The sequence below is a fragment of the Amycolatopsis sp. PSD-21 genome (assembly GCF_055561455.1).
This window is the reverse complement of sequence record NZ_CM145712.1, coordinates 399,754-425,932: the sequence shown is the minus strand read 5'-3', so window position 1 is coordinate 425,932 and position 26,179 is coordinate 399,754. Positions and strand designations below refer to the sequence as shown.

At 69.7% G+C, this 26,179-nt stretch carries 28 protein-coding genes; 11 read left to right on the top strand and 17 right to left on the bottom strand.

Going from position 1 to position 26,179, the window contains the following annotated elements; genetic code table 11:
- Positions 1-3 precede the first annotated feature (3 nt).
- Positions 4-600, bottom strand: coding sequence for a DUF4383 domain-containing protein (locus ACZ1DY_RS02245; protein WP_257483784.1), 597 nt, complete (start codon positions 598-600; stop codon positions 4-6).
- Positions 601-732: 132 nt separating this feature from the next.
- Between ACZ1DY_RS02245 and ACZ1DY_RS02240 the strand changes: the two genes are divergently transcribed.
- Together ACZ1DY_RS02240 and ACZ1DY_RS02235 are read left to right on the top strand one after the other, a co-directional pair.
- Positions 733-1,632, top strand: coding sequence for a serine hydrolase (locus ACZ1DY_RS02240; RefSeq protein ID WP_465483476.1), 900 nt, complete (start codon positions 733-735; stop codon positions 1,630-1,632).
- Positions 1,633-1,677: 45 nt separating this feature from the next.
- Entirely contained in the window at positions 1,678-2,517 is an 840-nt protein-coding gene (locus ACZ1DY_RS02235; protein ID WP_465483475.1) for an oxygenase MpaB family protein, read from the top strand.
- On the opposite strand, the gene ACZ1DY_RS02230 is transcribed toward ACZ1DY_RS02235, so the two are convergent.
- Together ACZ1DY_RS02230 and ACZ1DY_RS02225 are read right to left on the bottom strand one after the other, a co-directional pair.
- A complete protein-coding gene (locus tag ACZ1DY_RS02230) occupies positions 2,518-3,735 on the bottom strand; it encodes an alpha/beta hydrolase (RefSeq protein ID WP_465483474.1) in 1,218 nt (405 codons plus the stop codon).
- Positions 3,736-3,854: 119 nt separating this feature from the next.
- Positions 3,855-4,802, bottom strand: a complete 948-nt coding sequence (locus tag ACZ1DY_RS02225; protein ID WP_126732345.1) for an alpha/beta hydrolase — start codon at positions 4,800-4,802, stop codon at positions 3,855-3,857.
- A gap of 145 nt (positions 4,803-4,947) precedes the next feature.
- Here ACZ1DY_RS02225 and ACZ1DY_RS02220 point away from each other — a divergent pair, with 145 nt between their 5' ends.
- The 5 genes from ACZ1DY_RS02220 (at position 4,948) to ACZ1DY_RS02200 (ending at position 9,969) form a co-directional block, all read left to right on the top strand.
- Complete coding sequence (locus tag ACZ1DY_RS02220) at positions 4,948-5,415, top strand: MarR family winged helix-turn-helix transcriptional regulator (RefSeq protein ID WP_257483780.1); 468 nt, start codon at positions 4,948-4,950, stop codon at positions 5,413-5,415.
- A 27-nt stretch (positions 5,416-5,442) separates the two neighbouring features.
- A complete protein-coding gene (locus ACZ1DY_RS02215) occupies positions 5,443-6,291 on the top strand; it encodes an SAM-dependent methyltransferase (protein ID WP_185927055.1) in 849 nt (282 codons plus the stop codon).
- A 112-nt stretch (positions 6,292-6,403) separates the two neighbouring features.
- Complete coding sequence (locus ACZ1DY_RS02210) at positions 6,404-6,940, top strand: PadR family transcriptional regulator (RefSeq protein ID WP_257483779.1); 537 nt, start codon at positions 6,404-6,406, stop codon at positions 6,938-6,940.
- A 9-nt stretch (positions 6,941-6,949) separates the two neighbouring features.
- Positions 6,950-8,968, top strand: a complete 2,019-nt coding sequence (locus tag ACZ1DY_RS02205; protein ID WP_465483473.1) for an oxidoreductase — start codon at positions 6,950-6,952, stop codon at positions 8,966-8,968.
- Between the two features lie 23 nt (positions 8,969-8,991).
- Positions 8,992-9,969: a prephenate dehydrogenase gene (locus ACZ1DY_RS02200; protein ID WP_465483472.1), complete on the top strand. Its 978-nt coding sequence runs from the start codon at positions 8,992-8,994 to the stop codon at positions 9,967-9,969.
- Positions 9,970-10,038: 69 nt separating this feature from the next.
- On the opposite strand, the gene ACZ1DY_RS02195 is transcribed toward ACZ1DY_RS02200, so the two are convergent.
- From ACZ1DY_RS02195 to ACZ1DY_RS02180, 4 genes are all read right to left on the bottom strand, one after another.
- Entirely contained in the window at positions 10,039-10,263 is a 225-nt protein-coding gene (locus ACZ1DY_RS02195) for an antitoxin (protein ID WP_465483471.1), read from the bottom strand.
- A 61-nt stretch (positions 10,264-10,324) separates the two neighbouring features.
- Positions 10,325-11,257 carry a TauD/TfdA dioxygenase family protein gene (locus ACZ1DY_RS02190; RefSeq protein ID WP_465483470.1) on the bottom strand — a complete coding sequence of 311 codons (933 nt, stop codon included), beginning with the start codon at positions 11,255-11,257 and terminating at the stop codon, positions 10,325-10,327.
- A gap of 202 nt (positions 11,258-11,459) precedes the next feature.
- Positions 11,460-11,798, bottom strand: coding sequence for a hypothetical protein (locus ACZ1DY_RS02185; RefSeq protein WP_192747584.1), 339 nt, complete (start codon positions 11,796-11,798; stop codon positions 11,460-11,462).
- Between the two features lie 76 nt (positions 11,799-11,874).
- Positions 11,875-13,839, bottom strand: a complete 1,965-nt coding sequence (locus tag ACZ1DY_RS02180) for an FUSC family protein (RefSeq protein ID WP_257483775.1) — start codon at positions 13,837-13,839, stop codon at positions 11,875-11,877.
- A gap of 218 nt (positions 13,840-14,057) precedes the next feature.
- On the opposite strand from ACZ1DY_RS02180, the gene ACZ1DY_RS02175 reads away from it, so the two are divergent.
- Positions 14,058-14,498, top strand: a complete 441-nt coding sequence (locus ACZ1DY_RS02175; protein WP_126732352.1) for an SRPBCC family protein — start codon at positions 14,058-14,060, stop codon at positions 14,496-14,498.
- A 316-nt stretch (positions 14,499-14,814) separates the two neighbouring features.
- Here the strand turns inward: ACZ1DY_RS02175 and ACZ1DY_RS02170 are convergent, their stop codons facing one another.
- From ACZ1DY_RS02170 to ACZ1DY_RS02145, 6 genes are all read right to left on the bottom strand, one after another.
- A complete protein-coding gene (locus ACZ1DY_RS02170; protein ID WP_465483469.1) occupies positions 14,815-17,415 on the bottom strand; it encodes a CHAT domain-containing protein in 2,601 nt (866 codons plus the stop codon).
- 42 nt (positions 17,416-17,457) lie between these two features.
- Positions 17,458-17,937 carry a hypothetical protein gene (locus ACZ1DY_RS02165; RefSeq protein WP_007030725.1) on the bottom strand — a complete coding sequence of 160 codons (480 nt, stop codon included), beginning with the start codon at positions 17,935-17,937 and terminating at the stop codon, positions 17,458-17,460.
- Positions 17,934-18,539, bottom strand: a complete 606-nt coding sequence (locus ACZ1DY_RS02160) for an RNA polymerase sigma factor (protein WP_007030724.1) — start codon at positions 18,537-18,539, stop codon at positions 17,934-17,936. The genes ACZ1DY_RS02165 and ACZ1DY_RS02160 overlap by 4 nt, the downstream gene beginning before the upstream one ends.
- A gap of 331 nt (positions 18,540-18,870) precedes the next feature.
- Entirely contained in the window at positions 18,871-19,041 is a 171-nt protein-coding gene (locus ACZ1DY_RS02155) for a hypothetical protein (protein WP_185927056.1), read from the bottom strand.
- A 116-nt stretch (positions 19,042-19,157) separates the two neighbouring features.
- Positions 19,158-19,883: an SGNH/GDSL hydrolase family protein gene (locus ACZ1DY_RS02150; protein ID WP_465483468.1), complete on the bottom strand. Its 726-nt coding sequence runs from the start codon at positions 19,881-19,883 to the stop codon at positions 19,158-19,160.
- Positions 19,884-19,971: 88 nt separating this feature from the next.
- Positions 19,972-20,604 (bottom strand): NAD(P)-dependent oxidoreductase, encoded by a 633-nt coding sequence (locus ACZ1DY_RS02145; RefSeq protein ID WP_192747579.1) that lies wholly within the window; start codon positions 20,602-20,604, stop codon positions 19,972-19,974.
- Positions 20,605-20,700: 96 nt separating this feature from the next.
- On the opposite strand from ACZ1DY_RS02145, the gene ACZ1DY_RS02140 reads away from it, so the two are divergent.
- Complete coding sequence (locus tag ACZ1DY_RS02140; RefSeq protein WP_257483771.1) at positions 20,701-21,339, top strand: TetR/AcrR family transcriptional regulator; 639 nt, start codon at positions 20,701-20,703, stop codon at positions 21,337-21,339.
- A gap of 324 nt (positions 21,340-21,663) precedes the next feature.
- Here ACZ1DY_RS02140 and ACZ1DY_RS02135 read toward each other — a convergent pair whose 3' ends face one another.
- Positions 21,664-22,167 carry a GbsR/MarR family transcriptional regulator gene (locus ACZ1DY_RS02135; protein ID WP_126732357.1) on the bottom strand — a complete coding sequence of 168 codons (504 nt, stop codon included), beginning with the start codon at positions 22,165-22,167 and terminating at the stop codon, positions 21,664-21,666.
- 94 nt (positions 22,168-22,261) lie between these two features.
- Here ACZ1DY_RS02135 and ACZ1DY_RS02130 point away from each other — a divergent pair, with 94 nt between their 5' ends.
- Together ACZ1DY_RS02130 and ACZ1DY_RS02125 are read left to right on the top strand one after the other, a co-directional pair.
- Positions 22,262-23,158 carry an ABC transporter ATP-binding protein gene (locus tag ACZ1DY_RS02130; RefSeq protein WP_257483770.1) on the top strand — a complete coding sequence of 299 codons (897 nt, stop codon included), beginning with the start codon at positions 22,262-22,264 and terminating at the stop codon, positions 23,156-23,158.
- On the top strand, positions 23,155-24,789 hold the full coding sequence (locus ACZ1DY_RS02125; RefSeq protein ID WP_465483467.1) for an ABC transporter permease: 1,635 nt from the start codon (positions 23,155-23,157) through the stop codon (positions 24,787-24,789). Before ACZ1DY_RS02130 ends, ACZ1DY_RS02125 begins: the two co-directional genes overlap by 4 nt.
- A 44-nt stretch (positions 24,790-24,833) precedes the next feature.
- Here the strand turns inward: ACZ1DY_RS02125 and ACZ1DY_RS02120 are convergent, their stop codons facing one another.
- The 3 genes from ACZ1DY_RS02120 to ACZ1DY_RS02110 are packed head-to-tail and all read right to left on the bottom strand — an operon-like array spanning position 24,834 to position 26,177.
- Entirely contained in the window at positions 24,834-25,214 is a 381-nt protein-coding gene (locus ACZ1DY_RS02120; protein WP_465483466.1) for a hypothetical protein, read from the bottom strand.
- Between the two features lie 37 nt (positions 25,215-25,251).
- Positions 25,252-25,566, bottom strand: a complete 315-nt coding sequence (locus tag ACZ1DY_RS02115; protein ID WP_257483767.1) for a superantigen-like protein SSL4 — start codon at positions 25,564-25,566, stop codon at positions 25,252-25,254.
- A 53-nt stretch (positions 25,567-25,619) separates the two neighbouring features.
- Positions 25,620-26,177 carry a TetR/AcrR family transcriptional regulator gene (locus tag ACZ1DY_RS02110; protein WP_465483465.1) on the bottom strand — a complete coding sequence of 186 codons (558 nt, stop codon included), beginning with the start codon at positions 26,175-26,177 and terminating at the stop codon, positions 25,620-25,622.
- Positions 26,178-26,179: the final 2 nt, after the last annotated feature.

Sequence of the window (26,179 nt, the reverse complement as noted above, 5' to 3'; positions counted from 1 at the left end):
GACCTAGTGGGCCAGGCCCGGCGGTCGCTCGTCACGAGCGACGGTCGGGCCTTTCTCATGCTTCGGCCGTCGCGAGGCGTCCGGAAGGGGCTCGACGACGGTGGCGCTGTCGGCCCGGTCCGTCACCACGGTCTCGTCTTCGTCCTCCGGCAGCAGCACCTTGTGCCGCGCGGGCAGGAACGCGATCAGCAGCCCGAGGGCGGCGAGGCCGAGGTGCAGCCAGTTGTCGGTGGAGTTGAGGTTGAACGGGTTCCCCGCCTCTGACACCGGATTCGTCGAAACGGTGCCGGCGATCATCAGACCCCAGACGAACAGCGCCCCGAAGGCGACGAACGTCAGGAGACCGAAGACCCGGGACCGCCCCGAGCCGAAGGTCAGCAGCAGACCGATCGCGCCCAGCAGGACGAACCCGAGGTTGTAAAGGGGATTAACCGAGAATCCGAGCACCGTCGCGTCGCTGCGGCCGGCGAAATCGGCGAACCCGGTCCTGGTGAAGCCCACTATCCCGAACACCAGGAAGGCCAGGCTCGACAGCCCGGCGAGAACCTGCGCGGGCTGGACGCCCGCGGTCCGGATTCGAGCGCGTTGTGCACGTGCCATTGCTCCGCCTCCCAGAGTTGGCGACCTGAATTCAGGCTTGGCAGCCGGATACCCAGGGGCCCTCGCGGGCAAACCGAGGCGGCCGAACGGCCTAGCCGTGAACACGATCGGGTGATCCGGTCAACAGGTCGTGTGGGCAAGGTGAGCGGAGTCTTTCTCCTGGTGGGGTTGTGCCTGGGAGCCATCCTCGCGATGGCGCTGATTCCGCGGTCGCGTCCCGGCCCGGCGGCGGTCGCGGCCGCGGCCTCGGACGACGCGGTGATCTCCCTCGAAGCCGAACCGGAACCGGTGGAATCCCCGCCCCCGTCCTCCTCCTCGGCGGCGCCGGGCCCGCCGCCGAAGTCCGTGGACACCGAGGCGCTCGCGAGCCTCGTCCCAGGTGGACAGGTGAGCGTGGTCGTCTACGACCGCGTCGCCAAGAAGACCACGGTCTCCCTCAAGTCGGAGCGCGCTTACACCTCGGCTTCGCTGGTGAAGCTCCTCATCGCGCTGGAAGCGCTTCAAGCCGGCACACCGGCGAGCACCGTGCAGCGGATGCTCTCGGCCAGCGACGACGACATCGCCAGCAGGCTGTGGACGGCCCTCGGCGGGCCGGCCATCGTCACCCGATGGGCCGCCAAGATCGGCCTCGGCGGCACGCGCCCGCCTGAGGACCCCGGCCGCTGGGGCGACACCCGGATCACCGCCGCGGACGTCGTGAAGATCTACCGCTATCTGCTGGACAGGGCGGGCGCGGGGACACGGACGACGATCATGCGGGCGTTGAGCGGCGCGACGGAGAGCGGTTCCGACGGTGTCCGGCAGTACTTCGGCATCCCCGACGCCGTCGGTTCCCTTCGCTGGTCGATCAAGCAGGGCTGGGCGTGCTGCCGCGGCTCCCGGATCCTGCACAGCTCCGGCACCGTCGGCGAAAACGATCGCCACATCGTCGTCGTCCTGACCTCCCAACCGGTGTCGACCACCTACACCGGCGCCGGCGAACACGTGTCCGAGGTGGTGAGAGGGCTCCTCCCAGCTATTGACGGCCTGTAAACAAGGTGGGACAGTGGCCGCACGCCGCTCTTCCGGGAGGTCGTCATGAGCACCGAAGCCCGCCTGCCCGCCGTGACCCCGCTCGGCCCGGATTCCGTCGCCTGGCGAGTGGTCGGCGACCGGAGACTCCTGCTCGGCGCGGGGACGGCGTTGCTGCTGCAGGTCGCGCACCCGGTGGTCGGCGCCGGTGTCCACGACCATTCGAACTACACCGAAGACCCGTGGGGCCGGCTCGACCGGACCATCGATTCCTTGCTGTGCCAGGTTTTCGGCGGCCGCGAGGCGGTCGCCGAGGCCGAGCGGCTCCGTGAGCTGCACAAGGCGATCAAGGGCGTCGACCATCACGGCGAGCGCTATCACGCGCTGAACCCCGAGGCCTACCGGTGGGTGCACGGATCGACGTTCTGGACGACGGTCCGCATGCGGGAAGTGTTCATACATCCCTTGTCCCACGCCGAAAAGCGCCGCTTCTATGCGGAATGGCGGCGCCTCGGCCTGCTACTCGGCCTTCGCGAGCACCACATGCCCGAGGACCTCGAAGGATTCGAGGCCTATTTCGACGACGTCGTCGCGAACCGGCTCGAGGACAACCACACCGTCCGGGAACTGCTCCACTCGATCACCATGCGGGACACACCACCACCGCCGTGGTGGTTCCTGCCGGAGGCCTTGTGGAGTCCCGTCCGGCCGGCGGGCGGGAACGTGCTGACCCTGTGCGCGATCGGCTTGCTCCCCGCGGCGCTGCGCGGCCGCTTGAGTCTCAAGTGGACAGACGCGGACGAGCGTCGGCTCCGGCGCCTCGGCGCGGTCACGAGAGCGGCCGGGAAACGTGTTCCCGACCGGCTTCGGTTGTACCCCAAGGCTTATCGCGCCAAGCGCGGGTAGCTATTCGACGACGTCGACCAGCGCGCCCTTGGCACCAGTGTTCGGCAGCGGCCACGGTTTGACCCCGCCATTGGTGACGATCTTCTTGTCCTGCGGCGGGGACGGCGGCAAGGTCCGCGCGCCGATCCACGCCAGCACGTCGGGGATCTGCGTCTTGAAGGTGTTCATGTTGTGGCCGGCGTCCGGGATCCGCCACGACGAGAGCGTCGCCGGCGCGCGGACGGCCGCCTGGAGCTGATCGAGCGAGGAACTCTCGAAACCTTCCTTGTCCCCCGCGATCGCCAGGATGTCCACCGGCGACGGATGCTTCTGCAGGTTCAGCGTGACCTTGTTGGCGTCGATGATGTCCTGCCTGCCCTTGAACAGGTTCTCCGTCTCCGCGTCCACCGAAGCTTCCGCGTAGCCGCTGACACTCGCGGCCTGGCCGTACCACTGCGGGTGCCGGGTCACCAGGTTCATCGCGCAGTACCCGCCCGAGGACCAGCCCGCCATCGTCCACGCCTTCCGCTGCGGGTTGGCGCCGAGTTTCTCGATCGCCCAGTCGCGGATGTCGGCGGTCAGGTAGGTGTCGTTGGCCGACCCGCCGACCTCGTCGACACACTGGGTGTCGTGGCCGATCTTCGGTTTCCCGGTCGGATCCGGGATGATCACCACCGACGGCGGGAGCACGTTCTTCGCGATGGCCGCGTCGAGTTGCGCGGGCAGGCCGTACGGGCCGGTGACCACTTCGGGCCCGGACGGATAGTTCGGGATCCATTCGATGACAGGGAACTTGAAGCCCTGGTACGCGGAACCGTAGTACTGGGGCGGGAAATACACCGAGACGTCACGCGTCAGGCCGGTGCGCTTGCCGGTCACCGTCATGTACACGACGGAACCCTTGCCCTCCTTGGCGCGCATCGCCCCGCCGGCGCCCAGTTTGTCCAGGTCCGCGCCGTTCTGCCCGCCGACGGCGTCGACTCCCTGCCCCGAGTACACGCCGGTGCCGAACAGGGCACCGACCGTCGGGAAGAACCCGCCGATCATGTTCCCGCCCATCCCGGTGCTGACCATGATCAGCACCACCGCGAGGAGGATCGTGGCGCTGCGGCCGAAAAGCTTACGGCGCCAGCGTTCCCAGAAGAACGGCACGGCGATGATCGCGAGCAGCGCCAGCACCACCACGATGACGAGGTTCAGGGTCGAATCCAGCCGGATGGCGCTCAGGCCCAGTCCCATGGCGATCGTCCCTCCCGGCGGCGGCACGCCCCCGCGCCGCACTTCCCACATCCGGATCAAGAGACGTGCGGCCACCGGAAAGTGTTGTCCGGGGTGACACGGGTCACCCCGGACGGACCTCAGCCTTCGAGTGCCGTGCGCAGCACGCCGATCGCCTGCGAGATCGCGGCTTCCGCGGCGTGCGTTCCGCGCAACGTGTTGAGCATGACGAAGTCGTGCACGATGCCCTGGTACCGCACGGCGGTCACCGGAACCCCGGCCTGACGCAGTTTGGCGGCGTACGCCTCGCCCTCGTCGCGCAGGACGTCGGCCTCGGCGGTGATCACCAGCGCGGGCGGCAGGCCCGCGAGCTCGTCGAGGCTCGCGCGCAGCGGCGACGCGGTGATTTCCGCGCGCTGCGCCGGATCGGTCGTGTACTGGTCCCAGAACCACTTCATGCCGTCGAGGGCGAGGAAGTAGCCCTCGGCGAACCTCCGGTAGGACTCGGTGTCGAAGTTCGCGTCGGTGACCGGGTAGAAGAGCACCTGCTGACGGAAGGTGACGTCGCCGCGCTGCTTCGCGAGCAGGGTGAGCGCGGCGGTCATGTTCCCGCCGACGGAGTCTCCGGCGATCGCGATCTTCGTGCCGTCGAGACCGTTTTCGGCGCCGTGCTCGGCGACCCACTTCGCCACGGCGTAGTTCTGCTCGATGGCGACCGGGTAGCGCGCCTCGGGCGAGCGGTCGTATTCGGGGAAGACGACGGCCGCGCCCGCGCCGACCGCGAGCTCGCGAACCAGGCGCTCGTGGGTGTGGAAGTTCCCGAAGACCCAGCCGGCGCCGTGGATGTAGACGATCACGGGCAGCGGCCCGGTCACGCCCTGGGGCCGGACGATGCGGACCTCGACGCCGTCCACGTGCGTGGTCTCGACGTCCGCGGCGGGCAGTTCGACGTCGCCGCCCTGGACCTCGTCGACGGCCTTGCGTCCTTCCTCCGGCGGCAACTGGAAGAGGAACGGCGGGTTGGCGGTGGCCTCGACGAAGGCCTGTGCGGCCGGTTCGAGGGCCAGGTCGTGCGGGTTGGCGGTCATTTCTGCCTCCTGGGTTCCGAAGTCGATGCAACAAAGGTAGCTCACAACTCAGTTGTGCACAACTAAAATGCACCCAAGGAGATTTGGCTCACTCGACTGGCGATCTGCGGCATGATCGACGCACCATGGGGGACGAGGAGGACCGATGCCGACGGACAACACCGGATCGCTGTGCCTGGACGATCAGCTGTGCTTCGGGCTCTACGCGGCATCGCGGGCCGTGACCGCGCTCTATCGCGTGGTGCTCGACGATCTGGGCCTGACCTATCCGCAGTACCTGGTGATGCTCGCGCTCTGGGAAGAGGACGAGCGGCTGGTCAAGGAGCTCGGCACCGTGCTGAACCTCGACTCCGGCACGCTGTCGCCGCTGCTCAAGCGGCTGGAGAAGTCCGGGTTGATCGAGCGTGTCCGGCAGGCCGACGACGAGCGGTCCGTCCGGATCAGCCTGACCGGGGACGGCGCCCGGCTCCGGGAACGCGCGAGCGGGATCCCGAAGATCATCGGCGACGCGATGGGCCTCGACGCGGCCGGGCTCGCCCGCACCCGCGCGGAGCTCGATCGCTTGACCGAATCCGTGAACGCCTACCGCGAGGCCTACGTCCCGGCCGGTTAGCATGGGATTTCCGGCGCGGACAAAGGGATGACGATGATCGATCACGACGCGGCGCTCAAGGCCGTCGAGAACAGCTTGGACCGGCCGTCCGCGGCCCGCGTCTACGACTACTTCATCGGCGGCGACACCCACTACGCCATCGACCGCGAATTCGCCGAGAAGGTGCGCGAGCGCCTGCCGCTCATGGGCGACTACTGCAAGACCAGCAGGCAGTTCCTGGGCCGGGCCGTGCGGCACTGCGCGGAGCTGGGCATCAAGCAGTTCGTCGACATCGGTTCCGGCCTGCCGACCGCCGGCAACGTGCACGAGGTCGCCGACGAGGCGCGGCCGCAGGAGGACACGCACGTCCTCTACATCGACAACGAGCCGATCGCGCTCGCGCATTCGACGCTGCTGCTCGCCGACACCGCCGACCCGGATCGCCACCACGCGATCGCCGCGGACCTGTTCGACCCCCAGGACCTGTGGGACCGTGTGATGGACTCCGGCATCATCGACGTCCGGGAGCCGGTCGCGCTGGTGGTCAACGCGGTCATGCACTTCATCAAGGACGAGCAGGACCCCGACGGGCTGCTGGACTTCTACCGCGACCGGCTCGCCCCGGGTTCGCTGCTGGTGCTTTCGCAGATGACCAACGAGAACCCGGCAAACGACGAGGAACGGCAGGCACTGCTCGACATCCTCGAGTACTACGAGACCACGACCAACCCCGGTTTCCTGCGGACGATGGACGAGTTCCGGCGGTTCTTCGGCGGCTGGCCGCTGCTGGAGCCGGGCCTGGTCTACGCGCCGGCGTGGCACCCGGACGAGAAGACGATCTTCGCCGCGGCCCCTTCGGAGTCCCGCGTCATCGGGGGTATCGCCCGCAAGCCGTAGCTTTTACCGTGAAGGCCCCCTTCCCTCGGCTCAGCCGAGGGAAGGGGGCCTTCACGCGCTTTGTGACGCGCGTCGCCTTGCCGTGCAACTAGGTGCATATGAAACTAGGTGCATGGCATTGGAGCACGCGATCCTGGTCTCGCTGTCCGAGCGGTCCGGCTCGGGCTACGAGCTGACGCGGCGCTTCGAGAAATCCATCGGGCTGTGGTGGAACGCCACCCATCAGCAGATCTACCGTGTCCTCAAGCGGATGGAGGACGCGGGCTGGGTCGCCGTCGACCACGTCGCGCAGTCCGGAAAACCCGACAAGAAGGTCTACACCGTCGGTGACGCGGGGCGGGCCGAACTGACCCGTTGGCTCGCCGAACCCGACCCGTCGGCCACCGCCAGGGAACTCGCCGTGAAGATCCGCGGCGCCACCCTCGGCGATCCGGCCGCCGTCGCCGCCGAGGTCACCCGGCATCGCGACGCGCACGCGGCACGCCTCGACGCCTACCTGCGGATCGAGAAGCACGACTTCCCCGATCCCAGCGTCCTCAGTGGACAGTCGTTGCATCAGTTCCTCGTGCTGCGCGGAGGAATCCGAACCGAACAGGGCCACGTCGAGTGGCTCGAGGAAGTCCTCCAGGCATTCCACCACGATGCGTAAGGACCAGCGATGAGCCCGTACCCGAACCTGCTGTCCCCGCTCGATCTCGGCTTCACCACCCTGCGCAACAGGGTGATCATGGGTTCGATGCACACCGGCCTCGAAGACAAGGAAGCGCATTTCCCGCAACTGGCCGAGTACTACGCCGAACGCGCCCGCGGTGGCGTCGGGCTGATCGTCACCGGCGGCTTCGCGCCGAACCGGACCGGCTGGCTCCTGCCGCTGGCGTCGAAACTCTCGACGCGCGCGGAAGCCAAGGCGCACCGGCGACTCACCGATCCCGTGCACGAGGCGGGCGGCAAGATCGCGCTGCAGATCCTGCACGCGGGCCGGTACTCCTATCACCCGCTGAGCGTCTCCGCGTCAAGCATCAAGGCGCCGATCAACCCCTTCAAACCGCGGGCCCTCTCGGGGTACGGCGTGCTGCGCCAGATCCGCGCGTTCGCCGATTGTGCCTTCCTGGCCAAGGAAGCGGGTTACGACGGCGTCGAGATCATGGGGTCGGAGGGCTACTTCATCAACCAGTTCCTCGCCGAGCGGACGAACAAGCGGACCGACGAATGGGGCGGCAGCGCGGAGAACCGGCGGCGGATCGCCGTCGAGATCGTGCGCCGCACGCGGGAAGCGGTCGGCGAGGACTTCATCATCGTCTATCGACTGTCCATGTTGGACCTCGTCGAAGGCGGGCAGCGCTGGGAAGACGTCGTCGCGCTGGCCAAGGAGGTCGAAGAGGCGGGCGCGACGATCATCAACACCGGCATCGGCTGGCACGAGGCGAGGGTGCCGACGATCGTGACGTCCGTGCCGCGCGCGGCGTTCACCTGGGTGACCGGGAAACTCAAACCGCACGTCGGGATCCCGGTGGTCACGTCGAACCGGATCAACATGCCCGAGGTCGCCGAGGAGGCGCTGGCGAGCGGTGACGCGGACCTGGTGTCGATGGCGCGGCCGTTCCTCGCCGACCCGGAATGGATCCGCAAGGCCGAAAGCGGGCGCGAGGACGAGATCAACACCTGCATCGCCTGCAACCAGGCCTGTCTCGACCACGCGTTCAAGCGCAAACTGGTCTCCTGCATGGTGAATCCGCGCGCGGGCCACGAGACGACGCTGACGCTTTCGCCCACCCGCAAGACCAAACGCGTCGCCGTCGTCGGCGCGGGCCCCGCCGGGCTCGCGGCCGCGACCGGCCTCGCCGAACGTGGGCACGCGGTCGAACTGTTCGAAGCCGACGACGAGATCGGCGGCCAGTTCGGGATCGCGCGGAAGATCCCCGGCAAGGAGGAGTTCGCGGAGACCATCCGCTACTACACGCGGCGACTGGAGGTCACCGGCGTCAAGGTGCGCCTCGGCACCCGTGTGGCTGCCACCGACCTGGTCGACGCCGGGTTCGACGAGGTCGTGCTGGCCACCGGTGTGACGCCGCGGGTGCCGTCGCTCCCCGGGATCGACCACCCCAAGGTTCTGTCCTATGTGGACGTCGTCCGGCACGGGAAACCGGTGGGCGGCAAGGTCGCGGTGATCGGCGCGGGCGGGATCGGCGTGGACGTCAGCGAGTTCCTGACGCACACCACCTCCCCCGCGCTCGATCTGGACGCGTGGATGGCCGAATGGGGCGTCACCGATCCCGAGCACGCGGCGGGCGGGCTGACCGAGCGGAAGGTCGAGCCGTCACCGCGGCAGGTGTTCCTGCTGCAGCGCAAGAAGTCCGGGATCGGCGCGGGGCTGGGCAAGACCAGCGGCTGGGTGCACCGCGCCGCGCTGAAGGCCAAGCGCGTCGAGCAGCTCACCGGGGTCACCTACGACCGGATCGACGACGACGGCCTGCACATCACCGTCGGTGACAAGCCGCGCGTGCTCGATGTGGACAACGTCGTCGTCTGCGCGGGACAGGAGCCGGTGCGCGACCTCGTGGACGACCTGCGCGCGGCCGGGCTGCCGGTGCACCTGATCGGCGGCGCCGACGTCGCGGCCGAACTGGACGCCAAGCGGGCCATCGATCAGGGAACCCGCCTGGCCGCCGTTCTCTGACGTGTGGCCCCGTAGATGGCAGGATGAGCCTTGTGCGGGACGTATGCGTGATCGGGCTCGGGTTGATCGGTGGTTCGCTGCTGCGCGCGGCGCATTCGATCGGCCGCACCACGTTCGGGGCGACGACCTCCGAAGCTGACGCGGACGCCGCCAGCAGAGCCGGTTTCGACGTGACGACGCAGGTCGAAGCCGCGCTGGGCAAGGCGGCGGAGCGGGACGCGATGATCGTGCTCGCGGTGCCGCTGCCCGCGGTCGAGGAGGTGCTCCGCACCGTTTCGCGGGTCGCCGGGCACTGCGTGCTCACCGACGTGACCAGCGTGAAGGGCCCGGTGCTCGACTCGGTCCGCCGTCGCGCGCCGTACGCGAAGTTCGTCGGCGGGCATCCGATGGCCGGGACGGCGAACTCCGGCTGGAAGGCGAGCGACCCGGCGCTGTTCGACGGCGCCGCGTGGGTGCTGGGTGTCGAGCACGACACCGATCTGACCGCGTGGGCGGAGGTCGCCCGGCTGGTGCTGGACGTCGGCGCGCATGTCGTACCGCTGCCGGCGGACTCGCACGACGAGACGGTCGCGCGGATCTCGCATCTGCCGCATATCTTCGCGGCCGTCCTGGCCACGATCGGCGCGCAGGGCGGGCCGCTGGCGATGGCGCTGGCCGCCGGGTCCTACACGGACGGCACGCGGGTGGCCGGGTCGAGCCCGGCGCTGGTGCGGGCGATGACCGAGGGCAACCGGGACGCGCTGCTGCCGATCGTCGACGAGGCACTCGGACGGCTGGGCGCGGCGCGGGGCTCGCTGGCGTCGACGGGTGGCCTCGCGGTCACGGTCAACTCCGGTCACGAAGGGGCGCAAGCGTTCGCGGCCGCCAAGGACGCGGAACGCGCGGGGGTCCGGGTCAGCCTCAGCGCGCCGGACGCGCGCGACGGCCTGATCGCGCTCGGCGAGCGCGGCGGCCGGATCACGGCGATCGACGGCGACACCGCGATCGGCGAGGTCTCCTGACGCGTTTCGTCCTCTGAATGCGGTCCTTGCACACGCAAGTACCGCATCCAGAGGACGAAATGCGGGCGGTTACTGGCCCTGGGGCGGGTTCTGGGGCGGGTTGTCGGGGGTGTCGTCGAACTTGTTGATGAAGCCCTTCGCCTTCTCGACCCCGGAGTCGATCTGCGAGTCGTGACCGGAGAACTTCGACTTCGCGAAGTCCGCCGCCTTGTCCAGGCCGCCCTCGATCTTGTCGTTGTGCTCGCGGAGAGCGTCGGTGGCCTTGTTCTTCAATTCGTCGAAGTTGATGCCCATGGCCACATCGTCACACAGGAACCGGCCGGCACGCCCCGGCGATCACCCGTCGTGGGGACGCTCAGAACGGCCGGTCGCCCACGATGGCGACACGTTCGGCCACGCGTGCGTGCGGGTGGTAGTCGTTGACGGCGTAGTGCTGGGTGGCGCGGTTGTCCCAGAACGCCACCGAACCCGGCCGCCAGCCGAAGCGCACCTGGAACTCCGGGATATGCGCCCGGCTGAACAGGTACCGCAGGAGCCGGTCGCTTTCGTCGCGGTCCATGCCGACGACATGCGTCGTGAACGCCTGGTTCACGAAGAGGGTGCGGCGCCCGGTCTCCGGATGCGTGCGGACGACCGGATGCTCGACCGGCGGGAACGCTTCCTGGTGGCGCAGCAGCAGTTCCGGATCGGAGAAGCGGTCGAAACCGGGGATGAAGTCGTGCACCGCGGTCAACCCGTCGATCCGCTCGCGGACGTCTTCCGGCAGGTTGTCGTAGGCGGCGGCCATGTCGGCCCACATCGTGTCGCCGCCGACCGGCGGGACCTCGATCAGCCGCAGCACCGAACCGAGCGCGGGCTCTGGCCGGAACGTGACGTCCACGTGCCAGATGTTCTCGAACGCGGGCATGCTCGCCGAGCGGGTGAACCGGGTGGTGTCCTCGGTCTCCCCCTTCGGGATGAACGGGTTCGTCTCCAGTTCACCCCAGTTGGCGGCGAACGCGCGCTGGTGCGCCGAAGTGATGTCCTGGTCGCGGAAGAACAGCACCTTCCACTCCAGCAGCGCGCGGTTCAGCTCGGCGTGGAGTGCGGGCGTCAGCGGGCGGGCGAGGTCGACGCCGCCGATCTCGGCACCGATCAGCCGTCCCAGCGGGCGCAACGCGAAAAGCTCGTACGGACGTTCTTCGGCACCCTCCGGCAGGCGCCGCAGCAGCCGCGGCCCTTCGAGGATCCCGCCGTCGGGGACGGTCGCGGGGCGGAGGCGGACACGGTCGGGCAGTGCGATGGACATGTGTGCTCCCAGGATTCACCGTCGGATGACTTGGCGAGATGAGGAGCTACGCGGGCGGGGAACCCAGCCGTCCACGGCGCAGGAGCAATGCGGCGACGCCTTCGCCGGCCGAACGCGTCGGCGCGGACTCCCAGTGGACGGACACGTGGCCATGGTGGGCGTGATTTGGCGTGCGGTCAACAGCGTCCATGAGGCGGGACGATCATCGCCGCCGCTCGGAGGGGAAGCTTCCCGACCACGTGTTCCGCTCCTCGCGCGGGCGCAGCGCCTCGGCCAGCACCCACTGCGAATGCGTCGTGCCGCCCCGGCCGACCGGACCGAGCTGGAAGGTGACCCAGCCGACCCAGTGTCCCGTCGTCGTCGCCCGCCACATCCCCAGCAGCCCGGGGACGACGCCGGTCAGATCCAGGCCGTCGGGCAGGCGGGTCTTCACCGCGCCGACGGGGTACACCAGCTTGAGATCGACCCAAACGGGCTGGTTGGGCCGCACCATGTGCAGGTGACGCGGCCCCGGCGGCAGCGTGTCACCAGTGTCGAGCATGCGTCGATTATGCGTGAAAACTCGAACATTAGTTCGAGACGATGCTCACCATCCCCCATCCGGGTGGGAGGAGGTCTCAGGCGCGGCGGTGGTATGGCAGGAACCGCCGGACCAGCCGCAGCGGCGCGCGTTCGACGAGGTCGGGGCCGCGCACGGCGTCGAAGGCGGCGCCGATCTGGTCGACGACGCCGGACAGCTGGTCGTTGTCGGGCATCGGCATCTCCGCCGGGTCCCGTTCCTCGCGGACGGCGGCCGCGAGTTCGGTGAGGGCGGCCGTCAGGAGGGCGATGTCGGCGTCGGGCGGGGCGGGGGCACCGCGGCCGAGGGTGACGCCGACCTCGGTGACGGCGTCGGCGACGCGTTCAAGCCCGGCGATCACCGGCCACCAGGCGACGGCCTGCCGTCCGGCGGCGGAGGGTTCGACGACGACCTGCTGGAACGCGGTCCGCAGGTCGGCCAGTGCGCGGTAGGCGCGGCGACGGGCGCGAGAACGTTCCAAGCGCGCTTCACCCGATGGCGCGAGCACGAGCCCCTTGTCGACGTATTTCACCAGGCTGTCGAGGCTGTCGGCGAGCCGTCCGCCGACCTGCGGCCGACGGCTGCCCGGCCAGAGCAGGTAGCCGAAGAGCAGGACGATCGCGCAGCCGAGCACGGTGTCGACGAGCCGCGCGAGCACGATGTCCCAGCTTCCGGTGCTGGCGAGGTCCATCTGCAGGATGATCAGCGGGGTCACGAAGGCGCTGAGGATGCCGTAGTTGCGCACCTTGCCGACCGCGACGCCGCCCGCGAACACGGCGATCAGGAGGACCAGCAGCCAGCCTTCGCCGCCCGCGGCGAGGACGGCCGCGCCGATGCCCACCCCGATCACCGTGCCGATGCCGCGCAGCACGGCGCGGCCGAACACCGAGCCGAAGTCGGGTTTGAGGACGATGCCGACGGTGAGCGTGATCCAGTAGGACCGTTCGAACGGGACGAGCAGCGCGACGACTTCGGCGATCGCGACGCACAGCGTGAGGCGGAGCGCGGCGAACCAGGTGAGCGGACCGGAGACGAGCGACCCCGCCCAGCCGCGAAGGCGTTTGTGCCACGGCTGCACCTCACGCCGTTTCCGGTTGTCGCCCTTGCCGATCCGGGCGAGCCCGGCGTAGAGCGCGGCGAGGACCGGGTCGGCGTCTTCGGGCGCTTCGGGCGGCTCGGGCAGGTCCTGGTTCGCGAGTACGGCCGCCGACGTCGCGACGAAGTGGTCGATCACGTCGTCCGGGGCGTGGCGGCCGGCGTTGACCATCGCGACCGACGCCTCGACGGCGGGGGTGCTGGCCGACAGCAGGTTGAGCAGCTGGCGGTACGTGGCGTCGCGGCCCGACAGCCAGGAGCGCGCGGTGAGGAGCCGGTCGTACGCGGTGTTCATCGCGGTCGTGAGCTGGTGGCGCGCGACGCGGGAGGTGGCCTCGTCGGTCGCGGAGAGCATCGCGGCCAGTTCGACGTAGACGTGCGCGACGGCGCCGCGTTCGGGGCTGGTGGCGCGGAAGGTCCAGGTGGCGAGCGCGACGAGCAGGCTCCAGGCGGCGCCGGCGCAGAAGTAGCCGAGGAGGACTTCGACGCGGAGGCCGGTGACGTGCTGGCCGGTGCCGAGGACGCAGAAGACGAACATCTGGAGCCCGGCGACCGACGCGTTGCTGCCCGCCGCGCTGATCAGTGCCGAGATCGCCGCGACCCCGACGACGACCGGGATGGACGCGGCCGGGATGCCACCGGTGACCAGCCCGGCGAAGTAGCCGAGACCCGCGGCCGCGGTGGCACCGCCGAGCCGTCGGGCGCGATAGCGGTACGGGCCGGCGGATTCGGAAAGGACGGTGGGCAGGGCGCCGGTGGAGATCAGCGCGCCGACTCCGATGTCGCCGAGCGCGTAGCCGACGGCCAGCGGGACGGCGAGGGCGAGGACGGCGCGGGCGACCATGTTCCAGGGAATGGGAACCGGTGTGCTGCGGAGCAGCTGCACCAGCCAATGTGGTGCGGCGATCTCGCGGCGCGTCGTGCTCACGCCCCTATCTTCACTCATCGGCGGGCGAGTCAAAGGGCAGAGCCTCCTCTGGGCCCCTCTGCGGAGGTCGTCCCCGGGCCGACGTGTCGCGAAAGCCACTTTCGGGACATCAGAGGTCGCGAAAGTGGCTTTCGCGACACGCCCGACTGCACCCGGCGCCGCGCGTCCGGCTAGCCGCCACCCTCGGCAGGAGCGGCCGGAGCGGTTATCGTCGCCGCATGGGCAAGACGTACTCCTTCGAGGTCAACCGGACGAGCAGCGCCTCGCCCGCTTCCCTGTTCGCACTGGAGGCCGACGGTTCCCGGTGGTCGGAATGGGCGAAGCCGGTGGTGTTCCACTCGCGCTGGGCGCGGAAACCGGACGCGGGCGAGGTGGGCGCTGTCCGGGCCGTCGGGCTGTGGCCGGTGTATCTCCACGAAGAGACGCTGGAGTACGAACAGGACCGAAAGCACGTCTACGGCTTCGCTGGTCTGGCGCCGCTCAAGGACTATCGCGCCGAAGTCTCGTTCACGCCGAACGCTTCCGGCGGCACGGACCTGCGCTGGACCGGCCGGTTCACCGAACCGCTGCCCGGCACCGGCGCCGCCGTCCGCACGGCGCTGCGCGCCGTGATCTCGATCCTGGCCACCCGCCTGGTGAAACACGCGGAACGCACCTGACCCCACCCCCCCGCCCTTCCCAAGGGGGGCGACCCCGAGTCCAGTCTACCGGCGATGGGCGCGCGGAAGGGCTGCTCGGCGGAGTTGTCCACAGGGGGCGATGGTTGTGGACAACTCCTGTGGGGAACTGAAGGACGCCATAGCCGTATGGGCGCGGCGAAAGGAGCTTTAGCCGCGTAGGGCGCGGCGAAAGGAACCCTAGCCACATAGGACGCGGCGAAGGGAGCTTTCGCCACAGCACGGCGGTCGGCGAAGAGAGCCTTAACCACATCGCACGCGGCGAAGGAAGCCTTAGCCGCAGCGCAAGCGGCGGAAGTCAGCCCGCGCCCAGACACAGGAACGGGCGCCGCAGCGGATCGGCGGCGGTCGCTTCCGCGAGTGCCAGCGCGGGCGCGGTCCCCGAAGCCAGCCGCCGGTGCAGATCGGACATCGCGGCGGCGGCGGCCTTGTCGCCGACCCGCGCGATCGCGCCGATGACCGTCCGCGAACCACTGGCGAGCAGCGTCCCGGCGAAACCGAGCGCCTCCTCGCCGGGCCGGATATGACTCATCGCGAGTTCGCACGCGGCCAGCACCACCCGTTCCGGCGGCTTCGCGAGCCGGGCGGTTTCGTGCGCGTACAACGGGCCGTCGACGAGCTCCAGCCGCGAGAACAGCGCGTTCGCCGGTTCGTGCGCGCCGTGCGCGACCAGATGCGCCATCCCGGAACCGTCCAAAGCGGACAGTACGGCGTCGCTGGTCGCGTCCTTCCCGTCGACGAGACGGGCTTGCGGGTACACGGTCCGCAGGTTCCGCACCTCACCGACCGAACCCGGCACCCCTGGCCCGCCGGCGAGCAGGACCGGCCCGGAGCTCCGCCGCCCGGACGCGCTCACCCAGGCGGTCGCCGACGGCGCGATCGACACCGGATGTCCGTGCAGTGACGGCAAAGCGCCCCACGGCAACGCGTACAGCGAGCCGATCGGCACGATGATCAGCTCGCGGTTCTCCAGCGTCTTCGCCAGCGACGCCGAGATCAGCTTGTCCAGTTTGTCCGCCCGGCGCCGCGCGGAACCGGTGACGACCTCGACCAGCGGCGCGGGCAGGTTGTCCGGGGCCAACGCGTCGAGATCCGCGTGCAACTGCCGCGCGGTCTCGACGATCTCCGCGAGCGGCCCCAGCTTCAGCAGCCGGAACCGGCCGCGGTCGACGACCACCGCGTACAAGGTGTCGCGATACCCCATCAGGCTGACCAGCACGCGATCGCCGAGCCGCTCCACCACCTCTTCGGGTGTCGAGACGGGACGCGGACGACCCCATTGGCTGGTGTACCAGCCGAGCCGCGTCGCCTCCCGCTGCAGCCGGTCGTAACGCTCCTCGAGCTTCCCGACCGGTTCGCCGGACAACCGCCGCGCCTGGATCGTCCCCTGCACGTGCCGCATCTCGTTGATGTGCCGGGCGAGCGCGGGGTCCTCGATCAGCGGGAGCGGTTCGTAGCGGTACACCTGCGCGCGCGTGCGTTCCAGCCACGCGAACAGGCTCTTCGCGCCGGCGCCGCTGCGCCTCGCCTTCTTGAGCACCAGCGTGAGCGCGAGTTTGCCCAGTTCCTCGCCGTGCGCCGCGGTCCCGCAGACGAGGTCGAGCCCGCCCATGCGGTCGCGGATCTGCCCGAGTTCCGCCAGTCCCGCCCGTGCCTGCGCGAGCGCCGAACGCGGCCGATGCGACGCCACCGCGAGTTCGGCCCGGCACAACCGCAGCTGCATCCGGTGGTCGATCGGCGTGGTCTGCCGCGGTTTCGGTACCTGCGCGAGGAGTTCCTGCGCGGCGACCGTCTCTTCGCGACGGATCAGCAGCCGCACCGCGAACATCCGGGCCGCGCCCGCTTCGTCGCGCAGACCGAGCCCGGCCAGCCGGATGGCGAGATCGGCCAGCCGCTCCGGCAGTTTCGCGGACGGCTTCTTCTCCCGGTCCGCAAGGACTTTCACCGCGTCCGCGCGAAGCCGGGTCAACTCGGCGATCTCCGCCCACCGGCCGTTGCCACGCCGCAGGAAGCTCCGCCGTGCGGACGTCGCGAGCTTCTTCGCGAGGACGTGGTCACCCTCCAGGATGGCTGCCCCGGCTCGCGCGACCTCCGCTTCCGCGACGAGATGGTGCGCGCCGTTGCCCCGGAGTTCGGGGATCGCCTCGTCGAGATGTCGCGCCGCCTCTTCGGCGAGTCCGGCGGTGAGCAGGGCCTTCGCCTGGTCGAGCCGGACGAGCGGCAGCGAGCCGGGCCCGTCGGTGACGAAGATCGAGGCCGCCTGTTCGTAATGCCGGAGCGCTTCGGGGATGTCGCCGAGCAACTGGGCATGATCACCCAGGTTGTGCCGGATCTTCCCTTCGAGCATCCGGTGCCCGTGTTCGACCGCGATGTCGAGCGCGGCGACGAGATCGGCGTGCGCCGCCTCCGGATTGCTCATCTGGAGATGCAGCCAAGCCCGGTTCACCAGGTTCCGGGTGAGCAGAAGGCTGTGCTTCGCCGCTTCCGCGACGAGGTTCGGCATCGCGGCGTTGTACAGCGCGAGCGATTCGTCCAGGTGCCCGGACCTCATCAGCACCACGGCTCGCTGGAGCACGACGGTGAAGCTCAGCTCGCGTCGGATGTCGCCTTCCGGCAACTGGAGCCGGACCTGTTCCGCCTCGGAGAGCCGGGCGAATCCGTCCTGCTGGGACGCGACCTCCGCCTCCGCGGCCGCCAGGCTGATGAGGATCCGGACGCGGATGGCCAGCCGTTCGACGCTGCCGGATTCGGCCGGCCCGAGGCGCGCCAAGCCACGCTGCAGCAACCGGATGGCGGCGCCCGGACCGTGATCGGAGGCCGCGGCCCTCGCCTGACGGTGCAGATCGGCCGCCGCCTCGGCTACGGGATCGACGACAGGAAGCTGCACGGGCACACGCACTATGGGAGCACACCCGCGCCGCATAACGGAACAGCCGTCCGGTTACAGCACCACTGTCGGTGTCACGACCGTCCGGCGACAGGTCACGTCGCCGAGGTGGATCACGATCTGGGTGGTGCCCTGGGGGACGTTGTCCAGCACGAACCGGCCTCCCTCGTCGGCGGTGGTGGAACTCGTGCCGTGCTCGGCGACGCGAACCTCCACTCCGTATTCGCCGGCGGGCACGAGCCAGCCGTCGATCCGGTGCTTCTTGCCGATCTTGGTGAGGTTGATCATCACGGTCAGGTCGCTGACGGTGAAGGTGATCGTGCCGGTGTCGCTGCCACGGACGCCCGCGGTGGCGTCCATCCGTTCCCATCGGGCGACCTCGACGTCGAGGTTTTCGAGCGCGAGCGCGAATTGAACCCGCTGCACCAGGTCTCCCGGTGGCGGGTCCAGTTCGTCCATGAAGCGCCCGATATCGGCGAGCAAGGCCTCATCGCCCGGGGAGGTCATCTCCCCCGGCGTCCCGAGGTCGTTCATCGGCTTCCCCCTTCGTGGGCCAGCAGGTCGCGCATCGATTCGAGGCAACGGCCCCTGGTCGGGCCGACACTTCCGCGTGGCATACGGAGTGCTTCGGCGACCAGTTGGTATTCGGCCCGCCCGGCGAGCACGGTCAGCCGAAGGAGCTGCTGACAGCGGTGCGGCAGGCGGAGGAAGGCGCGCCAGACCCGGCGATCCCGGTCGGCGCGGACGGCTTCCTCTTCGGGGGCCGGGTGGGTGCTCTCCATGCTTTCGGCCAGCTCGTCGGTCAGCGGGACAGGCTGGGCTCGGCGGCCGAAAGGATGCTGCGCTTCGCGTCTGGTGGTGGTGATCAACCAGGCGGCGAGCGCTTTGGGGTCCCGAAGTTTTTCGAGCTGACTGAAGAGGGCGAGCCACACCGTCTGGACCACGTCCTCGGCGGTCAGGCGGTCGAGCCCGTTCGCGCGCGCGACGTGCCACACGAGCGGGGTCAGCTCGTGCACAAGTCTGTCCATCGCCTGGCGGTCACCGGCCCGCGCCGCGCGCATGCAGGCGGCATGCAGGTCGGCACCGGTCAGTCCTTCCCATGGCGGGTCTACCTCGGTCGTTTGCACGTCGGTCACCGTATCTGCCCCACTTCGGACGTGTCTTCGTGTCGGCGCTGGCAGTATCGCGGGCCCTTCGGGGAGAAGGAGCGTGCAAGAGGCTCTGGGATACATCAAGTCACTAACTTTTTTGTCGAATTTCGGTCGTCCCCCTCGGTCTGGGGTGAAGGACAAAGGCACCGGCCGGCGCGAGTAGGTGTGGACTGCGCACCGGCCGGTCCTTTTTTCCCTCCCCCCGGGCCCGCTCCCCAACGGGCCCGCGTCCGGGCGTCCCCCTCCCCCGAAGGAGCACCCGGAGGCAATGCCCGGAGGCCCCCTCGGCCTCCGGACATCACCTGTCTGTGTTGGTTCAGTTCACCGGCGGTTTGGTGCCGTTCGGGTCCCAGTTGCCGTCGGGGCTGGTGCCGGGACGGGGCGGGACCGGCGCCGTGATCGGCTTCGGCTTCGGGGTCGTCTCTTCGAGGTCTTCGGTGGCCGTGGCCTCGTCGTCGACGGGCGCGGTGTTGGTCTCGGTCGTCATCGGGTGTCCCTCATTTCCTCGACTGCTCCATAGGACGCAATGAGGCTGCCACCAGATACACGCAGAGCCAGCTTTTTCGCGGAAATTTCTCGATCTGTGGCAGGAGGGTGACCTGATCAGCGCTTTTGCCGCGAAAAGGTGCCGCTGAGTAGCCGCCGGCTCACGTCCGCGAGCTGTTCGGCCCAGCGCCGATAGCCCTCGGGGCCGGGGTGGAAGCGGTCCTCGGCGAAGGTCGCCGGGTCCAGCATCGCGGCGGGCATCGGGACGTGGACGACGCCGGGCACCAGCGCCAGCCGCGCGGCCGCGGCGTCGAGAACGGCCGACCGCGCGCCAAGGACGTCCCGCAGCGGACGCGGCAGCGACGGGAACCGGCCCATCGGCGGCACGCCCGCGAGCACCACCGGGACCGGGCCGACCCGGCGCCGCACCGCGACGACGAGGTCGAGCAGGTCACGCCGGTAGCGGGCGGCCGAATGCAGTTCGATCGTGTCGTTGACGCCGAGCGCGATCACCACGAGGTCGGCGGGTTCGAGCAGCGGCAGCAGTTCCTCGCGCGCCACGCGGGCGTTGGCGCCGGTCTTGCCGATGGCCTGCCAGGCGACCGCGCCACCGTCCCGCGCGAGTTCGTCCGCGAGCCGCCCGGTCAGCGCCTCGGCGTGGGTGGCCGCGCCGACACCGTCCACAGTGGACTCGCCGAGCACCGCGAGCCGCACCGGCCCGCCTTCGCCCGCCACCAGGCCCGTGACCGGCCCCGCGGCACCGGGCAACCTGGGCGTCGTGCGGCGCACCCGGACGGCTTGCGCGAGCAGGATCGGGGCGAGCACCACCGCACGGCTGATCACCCCGCGACTCTACTTCCGCGTTTCGTCCTTTTGAACGCGATCGTTGCGCACGCGACAACCGCGTTCAGCGGACGAAACGCGCGCGAGGTCAGCCCTTGGCGATCGAGACCGTCTGGCGGACGAGCGAGTCGTCGGCGGCCGCGCGGAGCAGGTAGTCGGCGACGTCGGCGCGGTTGATGCTGTAGCTCCCGCGGACGTTGCCGTCGGTGCGGGCGGCGATCACGCCGGTGTGCGGCCCGTTCAGCAGGCGCGGCGGGCGCACGATCGTCCAGTCGAGGTCGCTCGCGCGCACGATCCGCTCGGCGGCGACCATGTCCGCGAAGGCGTGCCGGAGGACCCTGCCCAGGATCGGCTTGACGATGTTCCTGGTGAAGAAGCCGTCACCGTCGACGAACGGCCCACTGGCGCTCACCAGCAGCAGCCTCCGCGTGCCCGCCGATCCGAGCGCGGCGACCGCGGCGTGCGCCCCGTCGGTGACGACGGTCGTCGGGTTGCGGTCGCGGGAGCCGAGGGCGGAGATCACCGCGTCACGCCCGGACACCGCCTCGGTCAGGGCGCCGTGCTCGGACAGCTCGGCGACGACGACCTCCAGCAGTTCACCTTCGGCGTGCAGTCGGGACGGGTCGCGCACGACGGCCGTGACGTGGTGCCCCGCGGCCAGTGCCTGCTTGACGACTTCGGAGCCGACCCCGCCCGTGGCACCGAGAACAGTGAGCTTCATGGTCACGCCTTCCTGGGTTAGTGAACACTCACCCACTATGGTGAGTGTTCACCCACCACTTGTCGAGCGAACGCTGAGAAGCCCTCAGGAGCGAACATGGGAAGCCGCGAGGAGATCGTCGCCGCGGCGGCGAAGGTGATGCGCGAGCAGGGCTACGCGCACGCCACGACGAAGGCCATCGCGCGGGCGGCCGGCTACTCCGAGGCGTTGCTGTACAAGCACTTCAAGGACAAGACCGAGATCTTCATGAGCGTGCTCACCGAGCGGCTCCCCGCGCTCGGGACGACCCTGGACGAGCTGATGAGGTCCGCGGCGGATAACCCGCTCGTGGAGAATCTCGCCCGGCTGGCGCGGATCACGCTGGCGTTCTACCTGGAGAGCTTCCCCATCTCGGTGTCGCTGTTCTCCTCACGGGAGCTGCTCGCGACCCATCGGGAACGGGTCACGAACAGGGCGGGCGGGCCGGACGTGCCGCTGGTGCGCCTCTCCGCGTACTTGGGCGAGGAGGTCCGGCTCGGCAGGATCCGCGAGGACGCGGATCTCGACGCGGCGGCGTCCCTGCTGCTCGGGGCCTGTTTCCAGTACGCGTTCCTGGCGTCCTTCGAGGATCGCGAGCCGTCCGCGGAGGAGCTGGACCGGTGGGCGGAAAGACTGGCGGGCACGCTGGTGGCCGCGCTGGTCGTGAGTGGCAATGACGGTTCCAACCGTCCTGAACACTCACGAGGTCGCCGCTAGGCTGCTCGGCCGGGGTCGTGCCCATCTCGCCGTGGGCACATACCCCTGGCCGACGCGCGATCCCGCTCTGGTCTCGCGAGTGGCAATGACGGCTCTCACCGAGGGCCTCTTAGCTACATACCGGCTTCCCGACCTGTGAGGGCCTGGGGTCTGGAGCCGGTGTCGCGAAAGCCAGGACGGTGCCAGGCACGACGTTGCGAAAGCCACTTTCGCAACGTTGAAGGTTGCGGAAGTGGCTTTCGCAACCCGGCCAAGCCCGGCACCCGGCAGAAACCACGCTACCGAGGGTTCCAACCGTCCTGAACACTCACGAGACCCGATGACCTACTTGCCCTTTTCGGCCCGCATCTCGTGCCACTTCGCGTACATGTCGTTGAGCTCCTTGATCATGAAGCTCAGGAAGTCCCGCATCTCGGCGACCCGTTCACCCGCCGGCGTGTCCGCGCCCAGCGCCGAAACGCCCTCGTCGGCCGCGTCCCGCCACATGGAGATCATGCGGTCGCGCTTCATGAAGGTGGCGTACCAGAGGTCGTCGAAGAGCCGGTAGTGGTCGCGGCGTGAGCCGGGTTCGCGTTCCTTCGCGACCAGCCCGATCTGCTCCAGGTACCGCACGGCCCCCGAGATCGCGGCGGGGCTCACCGAGAGCTGGTCGGCCAGCTCGGCCGCGGTGAGACGGCCGGCGTCGGTGGTCATCAGCGCGGCGAACACCCTGGCGGGCATCCGCTGCATCCCGATCTGGGAGAGCGTGAGGCCCAGGTGCTCCACGTAACGGCGGACGGCGTCCTCGTCTCTCTGGGTGCTCGAAGCACTCTCAGGCGTCGTCGTCATGGGCACATCCTCTCGTACATCCCCCAGAGTGATCACACCATCCATATGTTTTCTTAACTTCACAACTTCGTGAAATCACTGTACCTTCAGACGCATGGAAAACGCCATCTCCATCTCCGGCCTCCACAAATCCTTCGGCCGGACCAAGGCTTTGGACGGCCTCGACCTGCAGGTACCCGCCGGGGAGGTGCACGGTTTCCTCGGCCCGAACGGCGCGGGGAAGTCGACCACCGTCCGGGTCCTGCTCGGCCTGCTCCACGCGGACTCGGGGGACGTCCGCCTGCTTGGCGGCGACCCCTGGAAGGACGCGGCGCGCCTGCACCGGCGCCTCGCCTATGTCCCCGGGGACGTGAACCTCTGGCCCAACCTGTCCGGCGGCGAGGTGATCGATCTGCTGGGGCGGCTGCGGGGCGGGCTCGATCAGCGCCGCCGCAAGGACCTGATCGAGCGGTTCGACCTCGACCCCAGGAAGAAGGGGCGCACCTACTCCAAGGGCAACCGGCAGAAGGTCGCGATCGTGGCCGCGCTGGCCTCGCACGTCGACCTGCTGATCCTGGACGAGCCGACCTCGGGCCTCGACCCGCTGATGGAGGCCACCTTCCAGTACGCGATCCAGGAGGAACGCGAGCAGGGCCGCACGGTGCTGCTGTCGAGCCACATCCTCGCCGAGGTCGAGGCGCTCTGCGACAAGGTCAGCATCATCCGGAACGGCCACACCGTCGAGACCGGCACGCTGGCCGAGCTCCGGCACCTGACCAGGACGTCGATCTCCGCCGAGCTCGCCGGCCCGCCGAACGGGCTGACCAGGCTGGAGAACATCCACGACCTCAAGGTCGAGGGCAACCGGGTCCGCTTCGACGTCGAAACCCGTTCCCTCGACGAGGCGCTGCGCCAGCTCACCCAGGTCGGCGTCCGCAGCCTGACCAGCCAGCCGCCGACGCTCGAAGAGCTCTTCCTCCGTCACTACACCACCGAAGCGAGCGCGAAATGACCGCGACGCTGGACCGTCCCCTGGTCGCCGGACCGGCGCACGGACTGGTCGGCACCTGGCATCTGACCAGGTTGGCGCTGCGGCGGGACCGGATCGTCCTGCCGATCTGGATCGTCCTGCTCGGGATCATGCCTTCGACGTCGTCGGGGACGTTCGAAACGCTGTACCCGACGGCGGCCGAACGGGCAGGGCTCACCGCGAGCATGGGCGCGAACCCGTCGCTTTCGCTGATCTACGGCCCCGCCTTCGATCTTTCGACCGCGGGCGGGTTCACCGCGTGGCGGCTCGGTGGGTTCCTCGCGCTGATCGCCGGGCTGATGGCGGTCTTCACCGTCACCCGGCACACCCGCGCCGAGGAGGACACCGGCCGCGCGGAACTGCTGGCCTCCGCGGTGGTCGGCCGGTACGCCCTGCTGACCGCGGGCGTGCTGGTGTCCGCCGGCGCGAGTGTCCTCATCGGACTCGTCGAGACCGGGCTGATGATCGGCGCGAAGCTGCCGGCCGCCGGCTCGCTCGCGCTCGGCGCCGCCACCGCCGCGACCGGGCTCGTCTTCACGGCGATCGCGGCGGTCGCCGTCCAGGTCGCCGAGTATTCGAGGACGGCCAACGGGATCGGCGCCACCGCGGTCGGGGTCGCGTTCCTGCTGCGCGCCGTCGGTGACTCGACCTCGGACGCGACCTGGGTTTCGTGGCTTTCCCCGATCGGGTGGGCGCAGCAGGTCCGGCCGTTCGCCGACGAGCGCTGGTGGGTCTTCCTGCTGCCGCTGGCCGCGACCGTGGTGGTCGGCGCCGCCGGATACGCGCTGCTCCCGCGGCGCGACGTCGGCACCGGCATCATTCCGCCTCGTCCCGGCCCCGCCCAAGCGGCGGCGTCGCTGCGCAGCCCGTTCGCGCTGGCGTGGCGGCTGCACCGGGGTCCGTTGATCGGCTGGCTGATCGGCACGGCGGTCTGCGCCGCGGTGTTCGGCTCGGTGGCGAGCGGTATCGGCGACGTCGTCGGGGAAAGCCGGCAAGCGAAGGAGATCTTCACCCGGCTGGGCGGCACGGATGCGCTGGTCGACGCCTTCATGGCCGCGATGGCGGGCCTGTTCGCCATGGTCATCGCGCTCTACGGCGTGCAGTCCGCGTTGCGGCTCCGCGCCGAGGAGACCACGGTGCGGGTCGAGCCGCTGCTCGCGACGAGCGTGGGCAGGCTGCGCCTGCTGGGAAGCCACCTCGTGTTCACTTTCGGCGGCACAGCGCTGATGATGGTGCTCAGCGGTGTCCTTTTAGGACTGTCGAACGGCATGCGGGCAGGCAGTGTCTCCGACGCGATCGGGGACATGGTGCTCGCGTCGCTGGCGCAGCTTCCGGCGGTGTGGGTGATCACCGGCCTCGCCGTGACGCTTTTCGGCCTGGCGCCGAAGTTCTCGACGGCCGCTTGGGCCATCGCCGGGCTGGCGTTGCTGCTCAGCCTGTTCGGCCCGGTGCTGAACCTGCCGCAGGCGGTCGTCGACGCCTCACCGTTCTCGCACGTTCCGAAACTGCCCGCCGCGGAGTTCACCGCGACACCGCTGGTCTGGCTGACCGCGGTCGCCGTGGTCGCGCTCGTGGCCGGGCTCATGGGCTGGCGGCGTCGCGACGTCGGCTAGCCACAGGGGAAACCGTGAAGGCCGTCCGACGGGGTGGGCGGCCTTCACGGTACTTGCCGCACTTCGCCGTCGGACGTCGCGACCAGCTTCGCGACCGGCACGCCGCCTCCGCACTCTTTCTTAATCGGATAGGCGATCGCCGGTGTCACGTCGAGGGTGTGGGGCCGGCCGTCGTCGAGGGTCACCGTGGTCCGCACCGGCGTGGTCGGCAGGCCCCGGGTCGGGATGAAGACGCGCTTGCCGCCGGGCGCGGACTCTGTCACGCAGGTACCGGCCCAGCACAACTCCAGCGACACACGGGTGACGCCCGGTGGGACGTCGAGGGATATCCCCTCCGACAAGCCGATGGCCGCACAGGCCGTCTCACCGGGATGGCAAGCGGCCAAGGTCGCGAGCAGGAGCAGGCAAACGGGCGCTCTTCGCATACCTGGACAGACGGCGCGAAGGGCCGCCCGGGTTGCCTCAGTCGCTACGGAACCCGGTGGTCGTCGACGACGGCGGCAGCTCCGTCGAGGTGGGTGAAGGCGTCACGGTCTTGGTCACCGTGCGCGGCGCCGGCGTCCGAGTGCGGGTGACGACGAGCGGTTCCGGCGCGCTGCCCGGCACGGTCACCGTGACCGGCCCGACCGAACGGGACGTCGTGACCGGGGATGGGGTCGTGCCGACTTCGTACACGCGGCGCTGCGGCTCGCGGCCCGCCACCAGGAGGGCGGCGACGAGCAGCCCGGTCGCGAGGCCGGCGATGGCCGCGACCGTGACGGAACCCTGGCTCGACATCCGGCACCCCCTCACCATGCGAAGCGCAGGTACGAGGACCACTCGTGACGATCTTACGTTTCGTTACGTTGCGTACGCAATCCGTCGACAACGATCCGCACGAGATGACGTTCTTCGAGCGAATACCGTTCGGCGGCCAGGCATCCGGCGATCAGGGCGCGCAGGTCGTCGCCGTCGATGTCCTCGCGGACGGCGCCCGCGGCCTGTGCCCTGGTCAGCAGCGCCTGCGAAGCGGCACGAAAGTCGTTGCCCGCGCTCGCTTTGAAACCCAGCCCGGTCGTCTCGGCGAGCGCGTCGCAGAGTGCCCGGTTGCGCGACGCCTTCTGGACGACGCGTTTGAAGAAGTCGAAGAACGCTTCGCCGGGGTCTTCGGCGGTCAGCAGTTCGCGCGCTTCCGCCGCGAACTGTTCGAGCCGGTCCACCACGACGGCCTGGAAGAGCGCTTCCTTGCTGGGGAAATGCCGGTAGACCGTACCCGCGCCGACACCGGCTATACGGGCGATCTCGTCGAGGGGGACGGCGAGGCCGTCGACGGCGAAGGCCTCTTCGGCGGCCGCGAGCACCTTCGCTCGGTTGCGGCGCGCGTCGGCGCGCAGCGCGGGCTTCTCCACTG

Excerpts from the sequence above, each read along its gene's own strand:
- ACZ1DY_RS02245 (WP_257483784.1), bottom strand. The coding sequence starts at position 600 with ATGGCACGTGCACAACGCGCTCGAATCCGGACCGCGGGCGTCCAGCCC.
- ACZ1DY_RS02235 (WP_465483475.1), top strand. The coding sequence starts at position 1,678 with ATGAGCACCGAAGCCCGCCTGCCCGCCGTGACCCCGCTCGGCCCGGAT.
- ACZ1DY_RS02230 (WP_465483474.1), bottom strand. The coding sequence starts at position 3,735 with ATGGGACTGGGCCTGAGCGCCATCCGGCTGGATTCGACCCTGAACCTC.
- ACZ1DY_RS02225 (WP_126732345.1), bottom strand. The coding sequence starts at position 4,802 with ATGACCGCCAACCCGCACGACCTGGCCCTCGAACCGGCCGCACAGGCC.
- ACZ1DY_RS02220 (WP_257483780.1), top strand. The coding sequence starts at position 4,948 with ATGCCGACGGACAACACCGGATCGCTGTGCCTGGACGATCAGCTGTGC.
- ACZ1DY_RS02215 (WP_185927055.1), top strand. The coding sequence starts at position 5,443 with ATGACGATGATCGATCACGACGCGGCGCTCAAGGCCGTCGAGAACAGC.
- ACZ1DY_RS02210 (WP_257483779.1), top strand. The coding sequence starts at position 6,404 with ATGGCATTGGAGCACGCGATCCTGGTCTCGCTGTCCGAGCGGTCCGGC.
- ACZ1DY_RS02205 (WP_465483473.1), top strand. The coding sequence starts at position 6,950 with ATGAGCCCGTACCCGAACCTGCTGTCCCCGCTCGATCTCGGCTTCACC.
- ACZ1DY_RS02200 (WP_465483472.1), top strand. The coding sequence starts at position 8,992 with ATGAGCCTTGTGCGGGACGTATGCGTGATCGGGCTCGGGTTGATCGGT.
- ACZ1DY_RS02195 (WP_465483471.1), bottom strand. The coding sequence starts at position 10,263 with ATGGGCATCAACTTCGACGAATTGAAGAACAAGGCCACCGACGCTCTC.
- ACZ1DY_RS02190 (WP_465483470.1), bottom strand. The coding sequence starts at position 11,257 with ATGTCCATCGCACTGCCCGACCGTGTCCGCCTCCGCCCCGCGACCGTC.
- ACZ1DY_RS02185 (WP_192747584.1), bottom strand. The coding sequence starts at position 11,798 with ATGCTCGACACTGGTGACACGCTGCCGCCGGGGCCGCGTCACCTGCAC.
- ACZ1DY_RS02175 (WP_126732352.1), top strand. The coding sequence starts at position 14,058 with ATGGGCAAGACGTACTCCTTCGAGGTCAACCGGACGAGCAGCGCCTCG.
- ACZ1DY_RS02165 (WP_007030725.1), bottom strand. The coding sequence starts at position 17,937 with ATGAACGACCTCGGGACGCCGGGGGAGATGACCTCCCCGGGCGATGAG.
- ACZ1DY_RS02155 (WP_185927056.1), bottom strand. The coding sequence starts at position 19,041 with ATGACGACCGAGACCAACACCGCGCCCGTCGACGACGAGGCCACGGCC.
- ACZ1DY_RS02145 (WP_192747579.1), bottom strand. The coding sequence starts at position 20,604 with ATGAAGCTCACTGTTCTCGGTGCCACGGGCGGGGTCGGCTCCGAAGTC.
- ACZ1DY_RS02140 (WP_257483771.1), top strand. The coding sequence starts at position 20,701 with ATGGGAAGCCGCGAGGAGATCGTCGCCGCGGCGGCGAAGGTGATGCGC.
- ACZ1DY_RS02135 (WP_126732357.1), bottom strand. The coding sequence starts at position 22,167 with ATGACGACGACGCCTGAGAGTGCTTCGAGCACCCAGAGAGACGAGGAC.
- ACZ1DY_RS02130 (WP_257483770.1), top strand. The coding sequence starts at position 22,262 with ATGGAAAACGCCATCTCCATCTCCGGCCTCCACAAATCCTTCGGCCGG.
- ACZ1DY_RS02125 (WP_465483467.1), top strand. The coding sequence starts at position 23,155 with ATGACCGCGACGCTGGACCGTCCCCTGGTCGCCGGACCGGCGCACGGA.
- ACZ1DY_RS02120 (WP_465483466.1), bottom strand. The coding sequence starts at position 25,214 with ATGCGAAGAGCGCCCGTTTGCCTGCTCCTGCTCGCGACCTTGGCCGCT.
- ACZ1DY_RS02115 (WP_257483767.1), bottom strand. The coding sequence starts at position 25,566 with ATGTCGAGCCAGGGTTCCGTCACGGTCGCGGCCATCGCCGGCCTCGCG.